Here is a 19,847-nt window from a genome sequence, read left to right on the forward strand (position 1 = left end):
CTCACCCGTCCGCCACTCAGTCAACAAATCGTCATCCCGAAGGAATCGTGATAAGTTGCTTCGTTCGACTTGCATGTGTTAAGCACGCCGCCAGCGTTCATCCTGAGCCAGGATCAAACTCTCATAAAAAGTTTTACCTTAGCTTAGTTCTGAACGAACTAGCTTAATAGTTTCGTTTCCGTTTAACATTACTGTTATTAAGGATAATCATTTCAAAACAAAATTTGTTTTACGATTGATTACTCGCTTGAATATTTCAAAGAATTTTCAAGGTTGTCATTCTGTTCAGTTGTCAAGGTTCTAACCTCCAAAGCCTTGTGTTTACTGGCTTTGTTGATGTTTTGTGTCGTTGCTGTATCGCAGCGACTTGTATATATTATCACCACAGTTCCTTTCTGTCAACACTATTTTTCTAATTTTTTGTGATTTTTTTGAAGTTTTTCAAAAAAATCGAAGAAAGCCAGTATTTATCGGGCTTTGATAGTGTTTTTCAAAAAAATATATACATTTTTACAAATCACAATTTAAAGATTCGTGTATCTATTATAATGATTTTTCTTTTCTTTTTCAACTAAAAAAATCACATCTAACTCGCAATTAATAGGTTTTTAATCCTATTTCTACGAGCTAGATGTGCTTATTTACTAGCTTATATTTTTTGTTTTGAATTAAAGTGACACATTTTTAGAAGATTCTAGTAAGTAATAATGTGTTTAGTGGGTTATGATTATATAAGAAGGCTAGTATTGCATTTTCATTAATATCTAATAATAGATTAGATGCAAACTCTGTGTTTCCGAGAGCTGTTATTACTATAAAGAATAACCATACTATTATTAAGCCTTCGCACAAACCAACTGCTGCTCCAAGGATTTGATTAGCTCCTTCCACAAATGGAATCTTAGCAAGGATATTAGTAAATGCTAAGATCATTCTGATTATAATGTAAAGAACTACTATTAATATCATGTAAACTAAAGCGTTAAATACAATATTTGTAAGGCTTGTAGCTGCAATATGTAAAGTAATATCTCTTACACTTGTTGTGCCATACTTAGACATTGTGGATGCCATATCTGAAGATGAGTTATTTGAAAGAGCTTTTACAAGTGAATCTGGTAATTCGAACTTCTCACCGATTTGTTCAATAATTTCATTCATCTTATCAGAGATTTGTGTAAGCTTTGATGTATCTATTGTCTGATTAGCAAGTTCGTTGGATGTGAGGTAAGAATTTACCGCCTCATTCTCTCCTAAAATTTCATAGAATGATTGTTCCATCTTGTTGTCTAAATCAGAATTGTTTTTAATTGCTTCTGTAATAATTGGGGCAAAAATTGTTGTTATTAAAATACTTGCGATTAATGAAACAATTGAAAGCGCAATCTTTAACACGCCTTGAGCATAACCCCATATAGCAAATCCAACCAAAATAGCTAAAATTATAACTACTAACATTTCTTGTCCTCCCTTAATTTATTAATCTGAAAAGATTATTTTAGTTTTATAGTCTGTATGTAATTTCTATTAATTATAACATACTTTCCTTTTTTACCTAAGCAAACCACATCTGAAATTGTGGAGTCAAAGGAAATATTGGCTAAAACTTTTCCCTTCATATTCATAACACAAAGAGATGAGTCATTGTTTAAAACAATACTTGAATCATCAAACTGGATCGTGTCATAGTTTGTGTCAAACGTTGTTTCACATATCTCATTACCTGAAGTGTTATAAACTACTAATTTGTATAAATCGGACGAATCCGTGTTATCTGTTACAATACCAATGTATTTGTCGCTATAAAAGATTCTTTGAATTTCTTCATCTATACTAATCTTTTTTAAAAGCTTTGGTGTTTCTTTTACCTTATATAGGCTGATGCTATTCTCACTTACTGCCACTGCAAGTGTATCTGTAAGGAACTGCACATCTCCAACAATTGTTGAATCGAAATCGTAGCCACCTACAACTCTTTCAGTTTCATTTTTACCAACCTCAGAGAAATTATAGAATACGATGTTGTTCTTAATTTCTTCTCCACTTACATATATGTAAGCTGCCATAAGTTTTGTACCATCATCTGTGATGCTTACATCAAATGGATAGCCATCTCCGGAAAGCGTTGTCTTTACGCTATAGATTTTCTCACCGGATTTGTCATACATATTAATATAGTTAGCGTTGTTATCTTCAAGAACCGCAACCACTAAGCCATCTTTTGCTACTTCCACCTGGGAAATTGTAAGGGATGTGTTAACTTCACTTATGTAACCTGACTTATCAAATAAATAAATCATATTACCGTTAACATCGCCAACTGCAATAAAGCTATCGCAAATCTTAACCTGAGGTTTCTTCATGCTAAAGGTTTGATTCCATACAGCGGTTCCATCTAATGTAAAATATGAAATACCATCGCTACTACATCTTAAATATCCATCTCCATAGGAAATGTAATCTGATGTTTCCACGTCTTCTCTACTTATTGACTTAGTCAATTTATATGAGGAATAAGTTCTATTATCCAAAATGTAAATAACTAAGAGCACTAACAAAGCAATCACAAATACTACTGCCGCCACTACCTTAAGCTGTGTGATTCTGTGCTGTCTTACTTTTTGACGTATTTCTTCCTCTGTGTAAATATCATTGCTATCCTCTGAATCTTTTTGAACTATTTTTCTAATTGGCGCGTTCTTATCGCCATTGAATCTAGGTTTGCCTGATAATATGTCAGCCATACGACCTCCCTATTTATCTTAGTTCCTTAAATTCAGAAATTGCCTGACCAATTGTATCAAATTCATACTCTTTCATCATTTCTGCAAGCTCAAATAACTTGTCTTCATCATCTATGAATTCTCTTCCAAGATAAGATTCATAGTTATTAGAAATAAACATTTTCTGATCAGTTAATTTCTTTTCAAGAACTTCTCTTTCTTTTTTCTTGGATGCTAATATATTTTTGTTCTCTTCAATTTTACCTGTATATCTGCCCTCAATTTCAGAGATAATATTAGTCTTAGTCTTTTGCTCAAACTCATCGCAAGCAGCTTCTCTTTCGCTTTCGATTCTAATAATCTCGTTGTTGATAGCTTCTATTTTCTCATCATATGACTCTAGGCCATACATTTCTTCATTCTTATCTTTTTTAATACTATGTCTGATTTTTTCAATTTTAAATTCATTAATCTTAATGAGACTCTTAACTTCCTGTGCCTGTGTTATTAATTCTCTGTGATTAACCATAATTCCTGAGTTAACCTTTTTGTAGATGAAAATAACAATTAAAGCAACAACAAATGTATATAAAACAAGAAATATATCATCTATAACTGGGCTTATATAAATTCCAAATGGAATCAAGCCAAAAACAATAGCAACACATGCTACAAAGATAACATAATCTAACATAGTTTTCGAATTAAATAATGCTAAAAATAATCTTGAATTGCAAAATAGACTTACCTTTTCTTGAGCAAAGGCCTTTTCTATCTGACGCTTTAGCTCTCTATTTTCTATCTTTAAATCCTGTGTTTCTACGGCAATACGTTCCTTTACTCCTGCCATCTTAGCCTGGTCTCTTTTAGACTGAGCCTTCTTTAGTTTATTTTTTCTTGCTCCAACAAGTTTATCATAGCTCGCATTTATACTTGCGCTGCCTTCCTTTACACGTAATGTAACTTCTGTCTGAATATTTTTTTCTGCTGTATTAACTTCTCTAGATAAAGCCTTGATGCTATCGTTTAACTCATCAAGCTCCTCTCTATTGTCGTTATACTCTGTTACATCAGATATAATCTGCTCTAAAATTTCTAATCCGCCATTAAGTATATTCTGGTCTGCCATAATATATTTCACTCCCTCTTTCTAAGCCAAAAGTGTTTTCTTATAAAGCTGATGGGAGACTCTCAATCGAGAACCTCCCTCATCCTTTATAAATTATATAAATTGTAACAATATTTTAAAACAATCGCAATTATAATCTGAAAGAAATTCAACTTTTTCTAAATTATTATGTCCATTTTTTGCAAAATTTAATTTGCCAATTAGCAAGCTAATTTATGGATTATTAGTGATGTGACTTATAGTAATTGATTAAGCAACCATCTAAAATAATCTGGCGCTCATCATCTGTAAGTTCATCCATCTTAAGTTCGAATTCCTTCATTCCCTTATTAACAACGTATGCCTTAAAGCTTGTAGCTTTCTTTGTGATTGCATCCCGTACATTTGGAATGAAAATGTAATCATCATTAGCAAATGGTAAATCACCCTTATCAATGATAAATGGCAACATACCCCAGTTAATAAGATTTGATCTATAACGCTTAGTTGCATATTCGTTAGCAATGTTAGCCCAACCGCCAAGAACCTTCTGACAAGATGCAGCCTGTTCTCTAGCTGAACCATCACCTGGCTTAACTGCAAAGATTGTAGAACCAACACCTGTATTTTCCTTAGATACATCAAAGCTTTCCTTGATTGTATGCATAATATCTCTTAATTCTGGAAGAGCCTCACCCATACACTCTCCTGCTTCTCTTGCCTTTTCTGCCTTTTGAACTTCCTTAGCTTTTCCTACATATGCAGGGTCTTTTCTTGAAAGTGCAAATTCTGCAAGACCAAGAGGATTTGATCTATAAGATGATGTTTCTCCTGATGGAATAAGTTCATCTGTTGTTGTAACTGGATCATGAATTTCTGATACAACCTTTATTACTAAATTCTCTGGTAAAGCTACCATTTCTGGCCAGTCTTTAATGTTAGGTCCAAACTGGATTTCCTGGCTTGGATCTGCAACGCCCTTGCTATCAAATACACGATTAGCATAGATTGAGCTATCGAAATGATATGTTGGACCGCTAAATTCTACATCTAAATCTGTTGCTGAAGTTAAGTAACCCTTATTAGCTGCTGTGGCTGCAATAGAACGAGCATCCATAAGTGCAACTGATGCAATCTGGCCATTTTGTAACTTAGAACCTTCTCTGTTAGGGAAGTTTCTAGTTGAATGTCTAATTGAGAAGGCATTATTAGCTGGAGTATCACCTGCACCAAAGCAAGGTCCACAGAATGCTGTCTTAACAATAGCACCTGTTGCCATAAGGTCAGCTAATCTACCATTTCTTGCAAGTTCAACATAGATTGGTGTTGAAGCTGGATATACAGATAATGTAAATTCGTCTGCACCAATTGAGCGGCCCTTTAGAATATCTGCGGCTGCGCAAATATTTTCAAAACCACCACCTGCACAACCTGCAATGATTCCCTGGTCAACGTATAACTTGCCGTCTCTAATCTTATTCTGTAATGAGTAGTCAACCTGACCATCAAGACTTACTAAAGCCTTCTTTTCAACATCAGCTAAGATGTCCTTTAGGTTAGCGTTAAGTTCTTCGATTGTATATGTATTACTTGGATGGAATGGCATAGCAATCATAGGCTTGATCTTTGAAAGGTCAACGTATACAACTCCATCGTAGTAAGCAACATCACCAGGATTAAGTTCAGCGTATGACTGACTTCTTCCGTGAATGTCGTAGAATTCCTTGATTCTATCGTCTGTTCTCCAAATTGAAGAAAGACATGTTGTCTCTGTTGTCATTACATCTACACCGATTCTGAAATCAGCTGAAAGACTTGAAACACCAGGTCCAACGAATTCCATAACCTTATTCTTAACATAGCCATTTGCGAAAACTTCGCCGATAATAGCAAGAGCCACATCCTGAGGACCAACGCCCTTAGCTGGCTCGCCTGTCATGTAGATAGCAACTACCCCTGGCATGTTAATATCATAAGTTCTATTAAGTAACTGCTTAACAAGTTCAGGACCACCTTCACCCATAGCCATTGTACCTAGAGCACCGTAGCGAGTGTGGCTATCAGAACCAAGAATCATCTTGCCTGCTTCTGCGAGCTCTTCTCTAGCAAACTGATGGATAACTGCCTGATGAGGTGGAACATAGATTCCGCCATACTTCTTAGCAGCTGTAAGTCCAAACATGTGATCATCTTCATTAATTGTTCCACCAACAGCACATAAACTGTTGTGGCAATTTGTTAAAACATATGGAAGTGGGAACTTCTCAAGTCCAGAAGCTCTTGCTGTCTGAATAATACCAACGAAAGTAATATCATGAGAAGTCATCTTATCAAACTTGATCTTTAACTTTTCCATATTACCTGATGTATTATGCTTCTCTAAAATTCCATATGCGATTGTGTTCTTTTTAGCTTCTTCTACTGAAACTTCTCTGCCAACCTTTGAAGCAACTTCTTTACAGACATCAACACCATCCTCAATAATGTCGACACCGTTTAAAAGGTAAGCTCCGCCTTTGCTTAGTTTTATCATACCAACTTCCTCCATTTATAAGCACTAAAATAACATGTCTACAAAATTAGATATATTCAATATGGTAATAAATTACAATAAAGAAGAAACCTTTTTCTTAATTTCATCTATATCTGCTTGTGTAGCTTCACCTGGAGTCCAAGTCACATTTACAGAATCATTCTTGTATCTTGGAATAATATGCATGTGGAAATGGAAAACAGTTTGACCTGCTGCCTCGCCATTATTCTGCACGATATTAAGTCCGTCAAAATCAAGTACCTGATTATATGCCTTAGCCACCTTAGTAGCTACCTTGAATATATGGGCTGCTGTCTCATCGTCTAACTCATAAATGTTATCAAAATGATTCTTTGGTAAAATGAGAACATGGCCCTTAGAAGCTGGACTAGCATCAAAAATCACCTTTACAAGCTCATCTTCATAAATTGAGTTTGTCTCTATCTCTCCATTAGCAAGTTTACAAAAAATACAATCATCTTTCTTCATGTGCTTTCTCCCTTATTATTATTAGCACTTCCTGTATAGTACACATTTACCTACTGTACCCTACTAAAGTACACTTAGTATAATAACCTAAAGAAAGGGATATTACAATATTACTATTTTTGAAAAATAAATAATTCGTCTAACATTTTCAAATCCTTTAGATTACCCTTTGCGGTCATGTCTCCTGCCATAAATGAGCGTTGGAAAGAGGTCTGTCCGCTGACAATTCTTTCAAAAGTTTCTTTATCCATTTTACCAATCACATCAGCATCAAGCTTTTCGCCAAAGCTTACCTCTATGTTGGAACCTGAGATTTCAATAACTAGTTTCTTGCTTGAGGAAGAATCTGTAATGCTTGTTTGCTCTTTCTTATCGCTGATTATTAGCATGTAGCTTCCTAGGTATTTGCTGCTGTTGTTGAAATTATTTTTCAAGACGTCGATGTAATATTGGTCGCCGCCCTTGCTTTCGCTATCATAGAGTTCCTTATACATTGCCGATAGATACTCGATGTCTTCTTTTTGAGTTTTTACAAATGTGTCGTCGGCCGCAAACTTTGAAAGCTGCTCATTTTCCTGCGGTGTTAGATGAATTGTATCTCGAAGCAGATTTTTCTTAATCATACTTGTGCTTGAGGGTAGTGTTAGAGCCTTCTTTGAGATGGTTCTGTATATATTTTCAGAAAATTTTTCAATGAAGGTGTTGTAGTCTACATTAAATTCGAAATCAGAAACATTATCCACATAGGCACTTAGGCTATTCCCTAGTTTTCCACCAATGATCTCCCAAGAGTTGTTAAAAGCGTTAACAACTTCTCTTTCTCCATAGCATCTTGAAAGGACAACCGGGAACATGTAGACGTCTTCTACCTTGCTTTTATCTGCATAGAGCCAGCAGCTATCAAGAAAATGTTGCATATAGCCGCCCATGCCTACCCATTCCACAGTGGTTGCAAGGACCACGCCGTCGCAATCGCCTATAGTTGAACCTAGTGAAGTGATTTTATTTTTTAATTCGTATAAATTGTATCTTTCAACCTTAACCTTTAATTCCTCTAAAATGTCCTGAATCTTTGAAATTACTGTTAAAGTTGGGTCATCAGCTAAACCTCTTCCGCCGTAATAAATATTTACCCTCATAATCTATCCCCCAAATTCTTTAATTGTTCCAAAACTTTATTATTATCTTGAATATAGCATAAAGCCTAGCTTATTTCAACCTTAAAACTTACTGATGCTATAGTTATTATATCTCCATCCTTAAGAATTTTCTTTTCTTTAGTTTCAAGTCTTTCCCCGTTTAGGAAGCTTCCGTTAGAGGAATTAAGGTCTTCGAAAATGTAATCCTCTCCTTCTTTTTTAATACTGGCGTGCATTCTGCTAACTAGCTTTGAGTCAAAGAAAATGTCAGCTACTTCCTTAAAGTTACCCATTACCATTGGGAATTTCTTTAGGGTGATTTCTTCTTTATCTAATTCAAGTTCTACATCTTCTGGATTTTTAAAAGCCATGTTTTTATGAACTGATTCAATAAGGCCTGTGCTGTCCCCATCAAGAATTAACTTGAATTTATTAGCATGTCTCTTTTTTACAAAATCTGAGAGAAGGACTGTATCAACGGAGATGTTATCCTCAACTTTAAAGGCTGTCTTAGATGTTGGATTTGTTTTAGTTAGACTTGTATAGTTTGGGCTTTGGGATGCAGAAGGTTCTGAAATCGGGGTTACTGGGGTTGGACTTGTAAAGTTGTGCTCTGGCGCTGGGGATGTTTTGCTCTTATAAGCGGCTGAGGCTTCTTTGTTTGTATAGTTTGTCTTCTTTTCTCTTGTCACATAAGGAATTTCTTCCTTTGTAAGGGCTGGCTCTGTCTTTAAGCTATCTAAGCTTTTCTTATATAAGTAGATACAAGCTACGCCCACTAAAAGAAATGCAAAGTTTAGGGCCTTCGGGATAGTGATTGGAATTAGTCTTGGAGACAACATTTCTATTAAAGAAAAGATTGTAAAAATTATACCTGCTGCCAGAACCTTTTTATTGGCCTCTAGTTTTTCCTTTTCAGGATCATCAATTAAGATTTCTTCCTTTGAAATTGTATCAATGGTTATCACTTCCGGCTCTGTTGCATTTTCATAATCTGTAGTTTGAGGAGTGTCATTGTAGTCTGGCTCAAGAGGTTTTACTTCCTCTATAAACATCTTGTCATGAAGCTCGTTGTAGAGCTTTAAAAGATTATATGGGTCGTAGCTATTAGAGAGAATATTTTGGTAAAATTCATACAAAAATACCACGCTAGTCTTATCCATGGAATGATCAAAGTGCTCTAAGACATACTCAAATACTGAGCGGAGATTATCTGTGAAGTTGGAGTTTTTCAAACTTGGTAGGTAAATAAAATTCAAATTTTTAGTGATAACATCCATGTAGATAAAGTTAGGGTCCAGTAGGACAAAATCAAGATCTAACATGTATTCATCTACTAGTCTTACCATTTCTGAAATGTTAGAGCAAAGTAATCTAACGTCTTCTAGTTTCATTTTCTCATATTCATAAAACTGAGCGAACTGCTGACGCTTGCTGATGTCATATTTTAAATAGTGTTTGTTGTTTACAGACGCCTTGCTAATCTTTAGGAAGTGATCAAGTCGATTTTTTACAATCATCTTAATCTGGTAATCCTCTTCGTAGCCCTTGTCTGTCTCGATGGTCATTAGGCTCTGGCCGTTTACTCTTTCGTATTCTATATTTAAATTTTCTTCGATTAGATTTTTATTCATCTTCATTAATCCACTGCCTCCTTTAAGGCTTTAGTAATTCTTATCCATTTTTTCGGATTGTTTACTGATATCATTTCACTTGTGTTTATACTTTTACCCACGTAGGCTGTCACTAGAGGGAAACTTGCCTTCGCGGTGATTTTAATATTGTTATCTTTCTTTTGTATAATTATATCTGTGTCATTTAAGTAAAGAGTTTTTGCATCTATGTAGTCTTTGACTTTTGTGGCAAATTTCTCTTCTGTCATTTCATTCTTATCTTTAACTTCTGCTGCATTAATGTAGCGATATTCGTATTCGATTGCCGCTTGCTCTAGGGCGTTTCGCAAAATAATCCTGTCGTGCATGTAGATTGCAACACTTATGGAAATTATATAGACCATAAAAAATATGGGAACAATCACTGCATTTTCAAGGGTATAAACTGCCTTAAATCTAAAGTTTGCCAATGTCTTGATTCCTTTAAAAATTCCTTTCATCCTGCCCTCCTTTAACTAAAGTAAGCAATAGTGCTTATTAGGTAGCCAGCAAGTAAAAAGGGGATAAAGGGGATTGTGGCTTTTCTTTTTAATTTCTTTAGGGCTAGGCCTATGAGGGAGAAAACTGCTGCCGCTAGCATGGCAAGAAAGAAGCTAGAAAGGGCTATAAGAAAGCCGTTTGTTAGGGCTACTAAGCCTACTGTTATAGAATCTGCAATAGCGATTGCTTTGAATAAAAGAGACATAATAATTAGTATAAGCATGAATGATAAGCTTAAGATTAGTTCTTTTAAATCGATTTTATCTTTTGTAAAAAATAGACATAGTAAATTTACTATCATCATTAGACCGTAGACTAGTAGCGCCCAAAGGCTTACTTCTTTTCTTTTTAAATCCATGTAGGATAGAATTGTTAAAGCAAACAGGCTAATTAACAGACCAAAATTTACTCTTATAATTTCTATTATCATAATTTACCTCTTCTTATTCTCCTGCGCATTTGCTGCAAGGTCTTCTGTTTGCCACACTTGATAGGGGCACTCGTAAAATGTCTCTATGTAGCTGGCCGCACTCTTCTGAGTTGTGATACCTAGTTCCGTAAGATGTGTAATAGACTATGCCGGAATTAATCTCGGCCTTACAAGAATCGCAAGGGTAATATTTAGCCCCTGATTGATTTCTCACATTTTCAATATTAGAAAAGCTGCTAGATAAAACATCACGCGTTAAATAGGTACAACTTGCATCTCTATGATATACTTCACCATCTTTTGTAATGTAGACATAGTCATCATCCTCATCCCCGGCAAACTCCTCAAAGGCATCCTTATCCTCACCAAGCCAACCATCCGTTACAAGCTCCGTCTTCTTTTTAACTAGACTAAGTCCGAATATATCAAAGGGATTATCGATTACATAATCTAGGCAAACTTTGATTTGAGAATTGTTATTTAAAATGGAACTGCGAAGCAGAACAAAGCCTGCATTGCCGCCAACTATATGATTCTTACTAGCAAAATCGCTGCCTAAATTGTCAATAAACATTCCAAGGAAAATACCATCATTAATTCCTGACATGGCAATTGCTTTTATGGTATTTGCACTAGACTGTGTATTAGTGTTGTTGGTGTTTGTACTTAAGCTGTTTAGATAAGCTGCGTCTTCTTTTACATTTTCATAAATATAGGCGTAGCTAGAGCAGCGCCTTGCGGTTTCAAATAAAGCCGCGTTGATTCTTGTTTCTATGGCCACTATCTGTAGAAGGTAGATTATAGTCAAAATGGCAAATAGCACTATTGGGATAACTATAGCTCCTTCTACTGTGGCGCTAGCTTTTAAATATGCCCCTTTTAAACTTGGCATTAGTTTTTTTCTGATTCGGGGCTGATTGTTATCAATCATTAATCTGTATTTCCTTTCACATTTCTTTAAAGGGGCATATTCAAGCCTCATTAGTTAATATATGAATATGATATTTCTTGTTTGTAACTTGAAGTTTTACTGCTCTTTTTAAAGCTTGCCTCTCCCTTAAAGGAGACGATGTAATCCTTCATTCTAAAATCTGTGTGGCCCATGTCTATCATTTGTAATTCCATGGCGGACATGGTGCCTAGATTTTTCTTAGATAAATTTTTTACAAGGAGCAACATTCTTAAATAATCCTCGTAGGCTAGACCTTTGTCGTCATTTTTATTATTAGTGAAATTTGAATCTAAAAGATTAGTTAGACTTAGTTGCCAGTTATCTTTTGTTTTTACTAGGGGAACTTTACCGCCCTTCATTAAGGTCCTTAAATCCATAATGCTCTCTCCATAAGCCCAGGCTGAAAGAATCAAATATTGTCCTGCTCTTACTGCTGCCTCGCAACCAGTAAAACCCACTAGGCTTAAGGCTAGGGTGTAGGCTTCCGCCTTTTTTGTGCTATCTGTTAAAAGGTAGGCAAGATTCATTCCCTCCCTAATCCCAGACATTTCAAATAGGGTTTTAGATAGATTTTCCTTATCTGACGAATTACCGCAAAGGATAAATTCAATCATATAATCCAATTGCCCCGTGTCGCTTTTTTTCAATTTTCCATCTTCATCTAAAAAGTCCGCCGCGTCTTTAAAATGCATTGTTAGATACTCATTATAGAAAATGTTATCTTTAGTGTCTTTTAAACTAATTTCCGTCTTTATCTCATCTCCTGATAAGCTATTGGCTAAATCCTTGTAGTTTATGCTCTTATCAGAAATTGTGGAAACATCGTCAATTATCAGGCCTAAATAGCCCTCCTGTAGAGTGGAAATGATTTTCTTGATTTTAGATAGACCAGATGATGATGAACTAAAATCAATTTGTGAATAATCAAATTTTAGATTCTTATTAGAAATCTTTGACAGATTAGATTTTATGCTATCTAGACTGCTTTTGTATTCTGTTATTTTATCTTTAGTTAATGTCTCTTTTATACAAGAAAGCTTATCCTCTGCATTGTTTAAATAGATGTTGTTGCTTGTAATAGCTTCTTTAATCAGATCCACATTGCAAAGCTTTCTCTCGTTATTTTTAACGCCATTTTTAATTTCCTCATAATCTCCTGCAAAGCTATCGTAAAGCTCCTGCCCTAAACTCTCCTTATTATTGTAAAGTTTTGTGGTTAAGTCATCCACGGATTTACTAGCAGTATCCTGAGAATTGTAGTAGGCCTTAACGTAACCCATGGCCTCTTCATTGGCCTTCTTGGTATCAGTTATATATTCTTCTAGCTTGTCATAATCTCTTTTAAAAATATTGGCATAGGAATTATTTCCATTGGCATTACTTTCCTCATCCGTAATTAATTCAAGCTCCTCAAGGCAGATATACATATCATCCACGATTTCCTCTAAATTAATGTAAGCATAATCACTTGAATTTAGCACCTTATAAACTTTGTCGTTATCAATATTTGCACTGCTCATGGAAATCTCTCCATAAATTCCTCGCTTAGCGTAAGATTTTTTAGCAAGCTGGGGCTTCCCATTTTTAATTACAACCCCATCATCTGTGGTATCAATACCCTCCACCACCTCAAGGAGGCGCAATACATTTACATCAAGCTCTACTAAATCCTCTTCAAGCCCTGCCATATCCTCGGAAATTTCCTTAGTGGCCTTGGCACGCTTCACTTCTTCTTCTGAGTTCTTAAACGTATCCACAAGATCTGAATAAATTCCATACTTCATGTAGCTAAGGATTTCCTCGTAAACTCCCTCGCCGCAATTGCTTGTGGCATACTGATAATCCGTGATGTTTAGGCCATCGAGATAGACTTTTGAGGAGACGTCTGAGAGGTTAGTGTTTATGTATTTACTTAGCTTGGCCTCGTTTTTACTGGCATCCTTTAATAAAAATATGCCAAACTCCTCTAGGCAGTCGTTGTGATAGGCTGCAAAAACCGACTCTGCTGAGAGAATGCAAGCCTGCTTAATCTGTGTGTTTAGCCTGCTATCTGCTGCCGAGCGAACTAGGGTTATAAGTAGGGACAAAACAATGGTGATTGAGATACTAGCAAGGATTGTGATTTGGGCCGTAAGGGTTTTCCTTGTGGCTTTACATGATCCGCTATTTCTGTCCTTGTGGTTATCACAAATCTGGTAAGGCTTAAATATTCTTTGCTTCATCTGACATGTTCTTTAAAAGAGTCTGAACAAGGCTTGTGATCTGGGTTTTGAAAATGCTAACAAGGCCGATAAGTACCACGATAATTAGCACAACCTCAATAACTCCCATTCCATCTTCTTCCTTTAAAAAATTCTTAAATCTTTTCATTTTTTCTTTTCCTTTCGTTTGTAAAAATATTTTCTATCTAAATTCCAAAAGACGTCACTGCCGGAAACATAATGATAATCATTACAATTACTAGCATCATGATCATTGGAATTAGTAGCTTTGTGGAGGCCTCTTCACCTTTTTGAAGAGCCATTTGCTTTCGAAGCTCAAAAGCTTCACGGGTTTCATTTTCTAGTAAAGAAACCAGGTCTTTACTACCTTTCTTTAAATTGCTAACAAGTAGTGAAATAAACTTTGTATATTCTTTTATATTTACTCGTCTAGCAAAATCCTCATAACAGGCGGCTTCAGGAATTCCTGCCTGCATGTTACAACTAGTCTCATACATTTCTTCATAAATAGCATGACTAGTGGCCCTCCCCTCTTTAAAATTCCTATTGTAATCTGCAGCAATCTTAGTCCAAGCCATTCGAATTGTCATGCCAGAACCAAGCAAAAGACAAAGCTTTGAAACCAGCTCTGAATAGTCATATTTCATCTGCTTTATCCTATTTTCCTTCTCCTCTTTTAGTTTTGCGTAATCCTTATAAATTATTAAAACCGCTAGCATTATTCCTAGGAAAATGTAGTAAAAGGGGGAAGTTTCTTCTCTACGAATTTTATATATAAATTCCTTACCATCTATATTATCTGGCAGGCTAAACTTATCTTCATTAACAGACTCCTCTAGATTCTTATCAATACGCTTGGCAATTAAGTTATCAAGGGATAACTCACTTTTATCCTTTGCTATTACAGTTATCCTGTATTCTAGGCTTGTCTTATACTCGTCATAGGAAAGGACGGCGCGAAGGACTACCGGTCTAGATTCATTTTCTAAAAAATCATCATTACTGACCTTGCCATTGTAGTTAATGATATTAAAGTCATCAGAGTACCAGTCGATATTAACTAGGCCTGAAACTGCGCTAGTTTGCAGCTTTAGATTATACTTAACCTTATCAAGACTCTCGTTTGTTGCAAGCATATTTTCTTCGATTTCTTCATAGGCCTTAAAAAAGTTTTCCTCCACCTCGCTAGCATTAAGCTTTCTTGGATCAAGGGTTAAATCAAGGCTAGTAATTAACTTGCCTGACTTATCATAGACATCTACCGTCTCCTGTCTTGCATCTGACCCAGGCGCCGGTCTTTTTAGGCTATTATCAGAAATCTTTGTGCTTGAAGAATTGGCTATGCCTTTAAAAATAGCCAGCATTAGGAAAGCTAGAAAAATAAGGAGGGCTGTTTTGTAGCTCTTGTTAAGCTTTATTTCATGTCGTATTTTTTCAAAAATTTGTTTTGCTTCAGTTTTTAATTTCATGCTAGTTTGCCTCCTTTCTAGATTTCAATGTCCATAATTCTTTTTGATACTTTTACTGAGATGCCATAAATCACTAGGCAGATGGTCATTATGATTATGCCTAAGGGATTAAAGTATAGGCAGTCAAGATAGCCTCTAGTGGTTAGTTTTAAGTAAAATATAATCACAATTGGAATGTAACTCATGATTCTTTGTTCCATCTTCTTAGCACTAATCTGGGTTTTGATTTCATTTGCCACCGCCCACTTTTCGCTGATTTGCTTTGTGGTGTTTTTAATGATTTCAATTAAATTGCCGCCGGTTCTTTTAGCGTATCTAAAGACTTCTACGAAATAATTTATGTCTTCACTTTTCTGTTTGCTGGCAAAGTCCGATAACAAATCTTCTATATTTTCATTCCTATCAAGGCGCCTAACGATATTGTAAAAGTCCCGGCTAATCTCATCTTCCTTGCCAAATGTTTTCTCTAGTTCCACAAGGGCCTCACGAAAGGCATTCTCAATGGAGTAACCTACATCAAGGGCAAAACTTATGGAAAGTAATGCCTCCTTAAACTTTCCTAAATAGGCATTATTTCTTGATTCTTTCTTGATTTTAATTTCTTCCTTTAATAGATAAATGCCTAAGGGAATTAGGAAAATTGAAAAAATAAGACTTCCATAAAAGGCAAGGGAAATTATTAGGATTGTGGCTAGGACCTTAACTAGCATCAAGGCATCAATTTCTGACTTGTCTAGATTTTTTAGCCATAAGTTTGTTATTTGTTCTTTGAAGGCTTCCAAGAATCTTACCTTCTTCGTCCTCCCCTTCTTCCTTGAATAAAAATATGGGATTAAGTTTGATAGTTCCATCTTCATAATTTAAAACCTCTGTTATTTCCACTACTTTTCTTGTTTTATCTCGCATCCTCTTTAAATGAACTATTAAGTCAATGGCCGAGGCGATTTGCTGCCTTATGGCATCTAGTGGCATTTCAATTCCGCTCATTAAAACCATGGTTTCAAGTCGAATTAACATATCTTCGCTAGAGTTACTATGACCTGTGGATAGAGAACCGTCGTGGCCAGTGTTCATACTAGTTAACATATCTAGGGCCTCGCCGCCTCTGCACTCGCCAACTACGATTCTATCTGGTCGCATTCGAAGGGAGGACTTAATTAGGTCTCTAATGCTTATGGCATTCTTCCCTTCGATGTTGGCGTTTCTAGCCTCAAGCCTTACTAAATTTTTCACCCTTGTTAGCTGTAATTCTGCGGAATCTTCAATTGTTATTACTCTTTCATCTTCTGGAATAAAGTTTGATAGGGCATTTAAAAATGTAGTCTTTCCACTACCTGTGCCCCCACTGACAAAGATATTTAATCTAGATTTTACAGCATTTTCTAAAAAGATAGCTACTTCTTTTGTTATAGAATTTATCTCGATTAATTTCTCAAGACTTAAGGGACTTTCATAAAACTTTCTGATAGTAATCACAGGACCGTTAAGAGCTACTGGTGGCAAGACTATATTTACTCTTGAACCATCCTCTAGTCTTGTATCTACTATGGGAGAGCTTTCATTTACAATTCTATTGGACATTGCCGCAATTTTTTGTGCAATGTCTGCTAGTTTTTCATCACTTTCAAACTGTCCCTTATATCTAATTATTTGTCCCTTTTTTTCAATAAAAATGTTACGATATCCGTTAATCATAATCTCTGTAATGCTGTCATCATCAAGAAGTTCCTGTAGGATATCTAGCTTTCTTATGGAATTAAATAGTCTTTGCTTTAGGCTTTCTTTTAGTGTTAGGGGGATGATTTTATTCTGACTGTAGTTTTCGATTTTCCTATCAATTAGATCGTAGATATAGTTTTCTTCTAGCTCCCTTGTTATATCAAGTTCGCTATATATGCTTCTCTTTAGTTCGTTGAAGATTTCCTCTTTATTAGTCAACATCTATAACCTCTTTAAGTCCTTCAAAGGATCTACTGTATTCAATGCGACTAAGAATCTTTTCGTTCATACATTCTTCTGTTAAATCCACATCGATTTCTCGAATTTCATCTAGCAGCTTTTCCATACCACTTTCATTCATGTAGGAAACCATGGAACACTCTCTTGCCTTATCAAAATAATCTGTAGACTTTGGCATAAAAAGTCTATTGCAGGCTCCGTATAAATTCCAAGGATTGTTAATGCCATTTCCAATATCTACAATTACGTAATCGTAGGAAAGGCTTACCCCCACAAGCTGAATAAAGGTAACTAAGTCCTCTACTGCAATATAGGAAATGTCCTCAGCACAAACCACTGAAGGAATGTAATCAAAGTTTTCAATTGTGGATATGCACTCTTCGATTTTTTTATGATACTGCATCTTGTTTTGCTTAAAAGCATAAAGAGCATCTGATAAGGTCTTACTAGAGCGTCTTGGTAAAATGTTTTCTAAACCTGCAAACTCTTCTAAACTAATAAAAAGTGTATGTCCTTTTTTTGCAAATTCTTTTGCGAGACTAAGAGAAAGAACAGTACGCTTACTTGAATTAACTCCCATGACACCAATAATTTTACTAGATAGACTTGTGTGATTTTTTCTCTTGCCCTTTGAAAGTTTTGAGAGCAGTTCTTTTGATGGTTGATACTTACAAACCATAGATACATTTTCTAAATCCTTATTATCCTCTGGCTTATTATCAATCTCCTCTTCGCATAAAACCACGTATTTATCAGCCTTATCAGACTCGCAGTAATATTCGTAGAGTTCTTCATTAAGCATTAAAACCTCAGGCTTTTCATCTTCTAAATAATCCTGTAGTTCTTCCTGCTTTGTAAAAATTCTTGCATTATAGGGAACTTCGTTATCCTCATTTATAGCTCCCATTAAACGCTTGGCATAATTCTCGTCGGAATCATAAATTACACATGTATTTCGCATTTTCATACCTCTTTCTTTTGAATAATCTTAAGTTATAAACTAATTATTAGGCAGACTATTAGGGCCAATAAAATCCCGTAACTAAAGTGAATCCTGTGAAGTTTAAAGCCATAAGCACTGCTAACTGTTATGCTTTTTTTCATAAGAACTTCTATGGCTCCGATTATGAGATTGAAAATCATGGATAGCACGAATAGTTTAAAGATTAGTGGGCCAAGTAATAGCGCTAAATTTGTATAAAGTTTCACGTCTCCTGCTCCAATTCCGCCAATCATATAAATAATGTATGTTAGGAAAAAAATTGCAAACGCAAAGATAAAGTGATTAATTGTATTTTCCTCTTTTGTAAAAATTTTACCGAATAACACAAAAACTGTGCCGGTAATAAATCCTATTAAGTTTAAAAAATTGGGAATCTTAAATGATGAATAATCATAATAAACAGATATGATTGTTAGAATTAAAGCCGCTAAAAAATATATTAAAATATTTACCTCCTAGCTGGCAGTGCTATGACAATATACCTTCTGTTTCTCTTTATGTCAACTATAAATTTTTAATATATATCCAGGTAAGGCATTAAAAGCCGCCTAATCACTAGATTTTCATTACAAAAAAAATTTTTAAAAAAGACAAGTTTCCATTATTGTGTTATAGTAATCATATATAATTTTTATCAGAATTGGAGAGTTTATGATTAAGAACAGTAAAAAGATTATTGCCCTTATTGCTAGTTTAGTGGCTGTAATACTTGTCCTAGTGGCTATTCTAGTTAGATTGCAGCTTTCAGGAATTAATGTTTTTACAACAAAGCTAAGCAAGGATAAGGAAAATGAAATTAAAACAGATGGCAGGGAGGAATTGCTTGAGGAAATCAAGGAAAGCTACAATGATGGTTATTCCACAAGCCAGATTTTAAAGTCCATTTTTACAAAGAATGTGGTCTATTTAAGTAACAACCGCTACAATTTCGCAGAAATCAATAATAATTTGGCTAAGTCAATCATTGATAATGACAAGATTAGCATTGATGATAAGACAGGCTACTACAGCTATGAGGATGACAAGTATGAGTCTGTTGCTGGTGTAGATCTTTCCGTTTATCAGGGGGATGTTGATTTTAGTAAGGTTAAGAATGCAGGTTTTGACTACTGCATGTTAAGAGTTGGTTATAGAACTTATGGTGGTGGCATGGTTACTGCCGATGCTAATTTCGAGACTTATGTAAGTGATGCTCTTAAAAATGATTTAGATGTAGGAGTTTATTTCTTTACCTCTGCTATAAGCACTGCTGAGGCCAAGGAAGAAGCTCAATTTGTTCTTGATGCAATTAAACCTTACAACATTACTTATCCAGTTGTTGTGGATGTAGAGGAAATTGTTTCTGGAACTTCAAGACAGGAGAGTTTATCCGTTGAAGAATTAACTGAAATCGTTAAGACATTTTGTGAAACTATTGAAGATGCAGGTTATGATGTAATGATTTACTCAAACCTCAAGGGTTTCATCGCCAATGTAAATCTAGAAGAATTAGAGGATTATGATAAGTGGTTTGCAAACTACGATACAACTCCTTACTATCCTTATAAATTTACAATGTGGCAATACAGCCAATCTGGTAGCGTTGACGGCATTGACGGCGATGTTGACCTTGATATTTACTTAAAAGAAAAATAAGATATACATTTTCAAAATAATAAATAATACAG

The 19,847-nt window shown here is 35.3% G+C and carries 18 protein-coding genes and 1 rRNA gene; 1 reads left to right on the forward strand and 18 read right to left on the reverse strand.

Annotated features, from left to right (window positions below):
• The 18 genes from G600_RS0105290 to G600_RS16240 all read right to left on the reverse strand — a co-directional run.
• Nucleotides 1–129: ribosomal RNA gene (locus tag G600_RS0105290) — 16S ribosomal RNA — on the reverse strand; the annotation flags it as partial.
• A gap of 555 nt (nucleotides 130–684) precedes the next feature.
• Nucleotides 685–1,458 (reverse strand): CvpA family protein, encoded by a 774-nt coding sequence (locus G600_RS0105295; protein WP_027431017.1) that lies wholly within the window; start codon nucleotides 1,456–1,458, stop codon nucleotides 685–687.
• Between the two features lie 35 nt (nucleotides 1,459–1,493).
• Complete coding sequence (locus G600_RS0105300) at nucleotides 1,494–2,744, reverse strand: DUF5711 family protein (RefSeq protein WP_027431018.1); 1,251 nt, start codon at nucleotides 2,742–2,744, stop codon at nucleotides 1,494–1,496.
• A 13-nt stretch (nucleotides 2,745–2,757) separates the two neighbouring features.
• On the reverse strand, nucleotides 2,758–3,852 hold the full coding sequence (locus tag G600_RS0105305) for a hypothetical protein (RefSeq protein WP_027431019.1): 1,095 nt from the start codon (nucleotides 3,850–3,852) through the stop codon (nucleotides 2,758–2,760).
• A gap of 223 nt (nucleotides 3,853–4,075) precedes the next feature.
• Nucleotides 4,076–6,364, reverse strand: a complete 2,289-nt coding sequence (locus G600_RS0105310) for a hydratase (RefSeq protein WP_027431020.1) — start codon at nucleotides 6,362–6,364, stop codon at nucleotides 4,076–4,078.
• Between the two features lie 72 nt (nucleotides 6,365–6,436).
• Entirely contained in the window at nucleotides 6,437–6,853 is a 417-nt protein-coding gene (locus tag G600_RS0105315) for an HIT family protein (RefSeq protein WP_027431021.1), read from the reverse strand.
• A 113-nt stretch (nucleotides 6,854–6,966) separates the two neighbouring features.
• Nucleotides 6,967–7,992 (reverse strand): SCP2 sterol-binding domain-containing protein, encoded by a 1,026-nt coding sequence (locus G600_RS0105320; protein ID WP_027431022.1) that lies wholly within the window; start codon nucleotides 7,990–7,992, stop codon nucleotides 6,967–6,969.
• A 65-nt stretch (nucleotides 7,993–8,057) separates the two neighbouring features.
• The gene (locus G600_RS0105325; RefSeq protein ID WP_027431023.1) at nucleotides 8,058–9,632 is read right to left on the reverse strand and encodes a DUF6382 domain-containing protein; all 1,575 of its coding nucleotides are present in this window, start codon (nucleotides 9,630–9,632) and stop codon (nucleotides 8,058–8,060) included.
• Complete coding sequence (locus G600_RS0105330; RefSeq protein WP_027431024.1) at nucleotides 9,632–10,105, reverse strand: TadE family protein; 474 nt, start codon at nucleotides 10,103–10,105, stop codon at nucleotides 9,632–9,634. The genes G600_RS0105325 and G600_RS0105330 overlap by 1 nt, the downstream gene beginning before the upstream one ends.
• 11 nt (nucleotides 10,106–10,116) lie before the next feature.
• Nucleotides 10,117–10,575, reverse strand: a complete 459-nt coding sequence (locus G600_RS0105335; protein ID WP_027431025.1) for an A24 family peptidase — start codon at nucleotides 10,573–10,575, stop codon at nucleotides 10,117–10,119.
• A 13-nt stretch (nucleotides 10,576–10,588) separates the two neighbouring features.
• Entirely contained in the window at nucleotides 10,589–11,506 is a 918-nt protein-coding gene (locus G600_RS0105340) for a TadE family protein (protein WP_027431026.1), read from the reverse strand.
• A gap of 50 nt (nucleotides 11,507–11,556) precedes the next feature.
• A complete protein-coding gene (locus G600_RS14980; RefSeq protein WP_027431027.1) occupies nucleotides 11,557–13,749 on the reverse strand; it encodes a DUF5702 domain-containing protein in 2,193 nt (730 codons plus the stop codon).
• Nucleotides 13,730–13,897 carry a Flp1 family type IVb pilin gene (locus G600_RS15400; RefSeq protein WP_074521981.1) on the reverse strand — a complete coding sequence of 56 codons (168 nt, stop codon included), beginning with the start codon at nucleotides 13,895–13,897 and terminating at the stop codon, nucleotides 13,730–13,732. Before G600_RS15400 ends, G600_RS14980 begins: the two co-directional genes overlap by 20 nt.
• A 37-nt stretch (nucleotides 13,898–13,934) precedes the next feature.
• On the reverse strand, nucleotides 13,935–15,218 hold the full coding sequence (locus G600_RS13810) for an immunoglobulin-like domain-containing protein (RefSeq protein WP_034245671.1): 1,284 nt from the start codon (nucleotides 15,216–15,218) through the stop codon (nucleotides 13,935–13,937).
• Between the two features lie 17 nt (nucleotides 15,219–15,235).
• On the reverse strand, nucleotides 15,236–16,000 hold the full coding sequence (locus G600_RS0105360) for a type II secretion system F family protein (protein WP_051195374.1): 765 nt from the start codon (nucleotides 15,998–16,000) through the stop codon (nucleotides 15,236–15,238).
• A complete protein-coding gene (locus G600_RS0105365; protein ID WP_027431029.1) occupies nucleotides 15,936–17,159 on the reverse strand; it encodes a CpaF family protein in 1,224 nt (407 codons plus the stop codon). The genes G600_RS0105360 and G600_RS0105365 overlap by 65 nt, the downstream gene beginning before the upstream one ends.
• Nucleotides 17,149–18,138, reverse strand: coding sequence for a P-loop NTPase family protein (locus G600_RS0105370; protein ID WP_027431030.1), 990 nt, complete (start codon nucleotides 18,136–18,138; stop codon nucleotides 17,149–17,151). Before G600_RS0105370 ends, G600_RS0105365 begins: the two co-directional genes overlap by 11 nt.
• Before the next feature lie 32 nt (nucleotides 18,139–18,170).
• Nucleotides 18,171–18,626 carry a prepilin peptidase gene (locus tag G600_RS16240; protein ID WP_081669419.1) on the reverse strand — a complete coding sequence of 152 codons (456 nt, stop codon included), beginning with the start codon at nucleotides 18,624–18,626 and terminating at the stop codon, nucleotides 18,171–18,173.
• Nucleotides 18,627–18,831: 205 nt separating this feature from the next.
• Between G600_RS16240 and G600_RS13815 the strand changes: the two genes are divergently transcribed.
• Nucleotides 18,832–19,815 carry a glycoside hydrolase family 25 protein gene (locus tag G600_RS13815; RefSeq protein WP_051195375.1) on the forward strand — a complete coding sequence of 328 codons (984 nt, stop codon included), beginning with the start codon at nucleotides 18,832–18,834 and terminating at the stop codon, nucleotides 19,813–19,815.
• The last annotated feature ends 32 nt before the right edge of the window (nucleotides 19,816–19,847 follow it).

This window comes from Lachnospira multipara ATCC 19207, assembly GCF_000424105.1.
Lineage (GTDB): Bacteria > Bacillota > Clostridia > Lachnospirales > Lachnospiraceae > Lachnospira > Lachnospira multipara.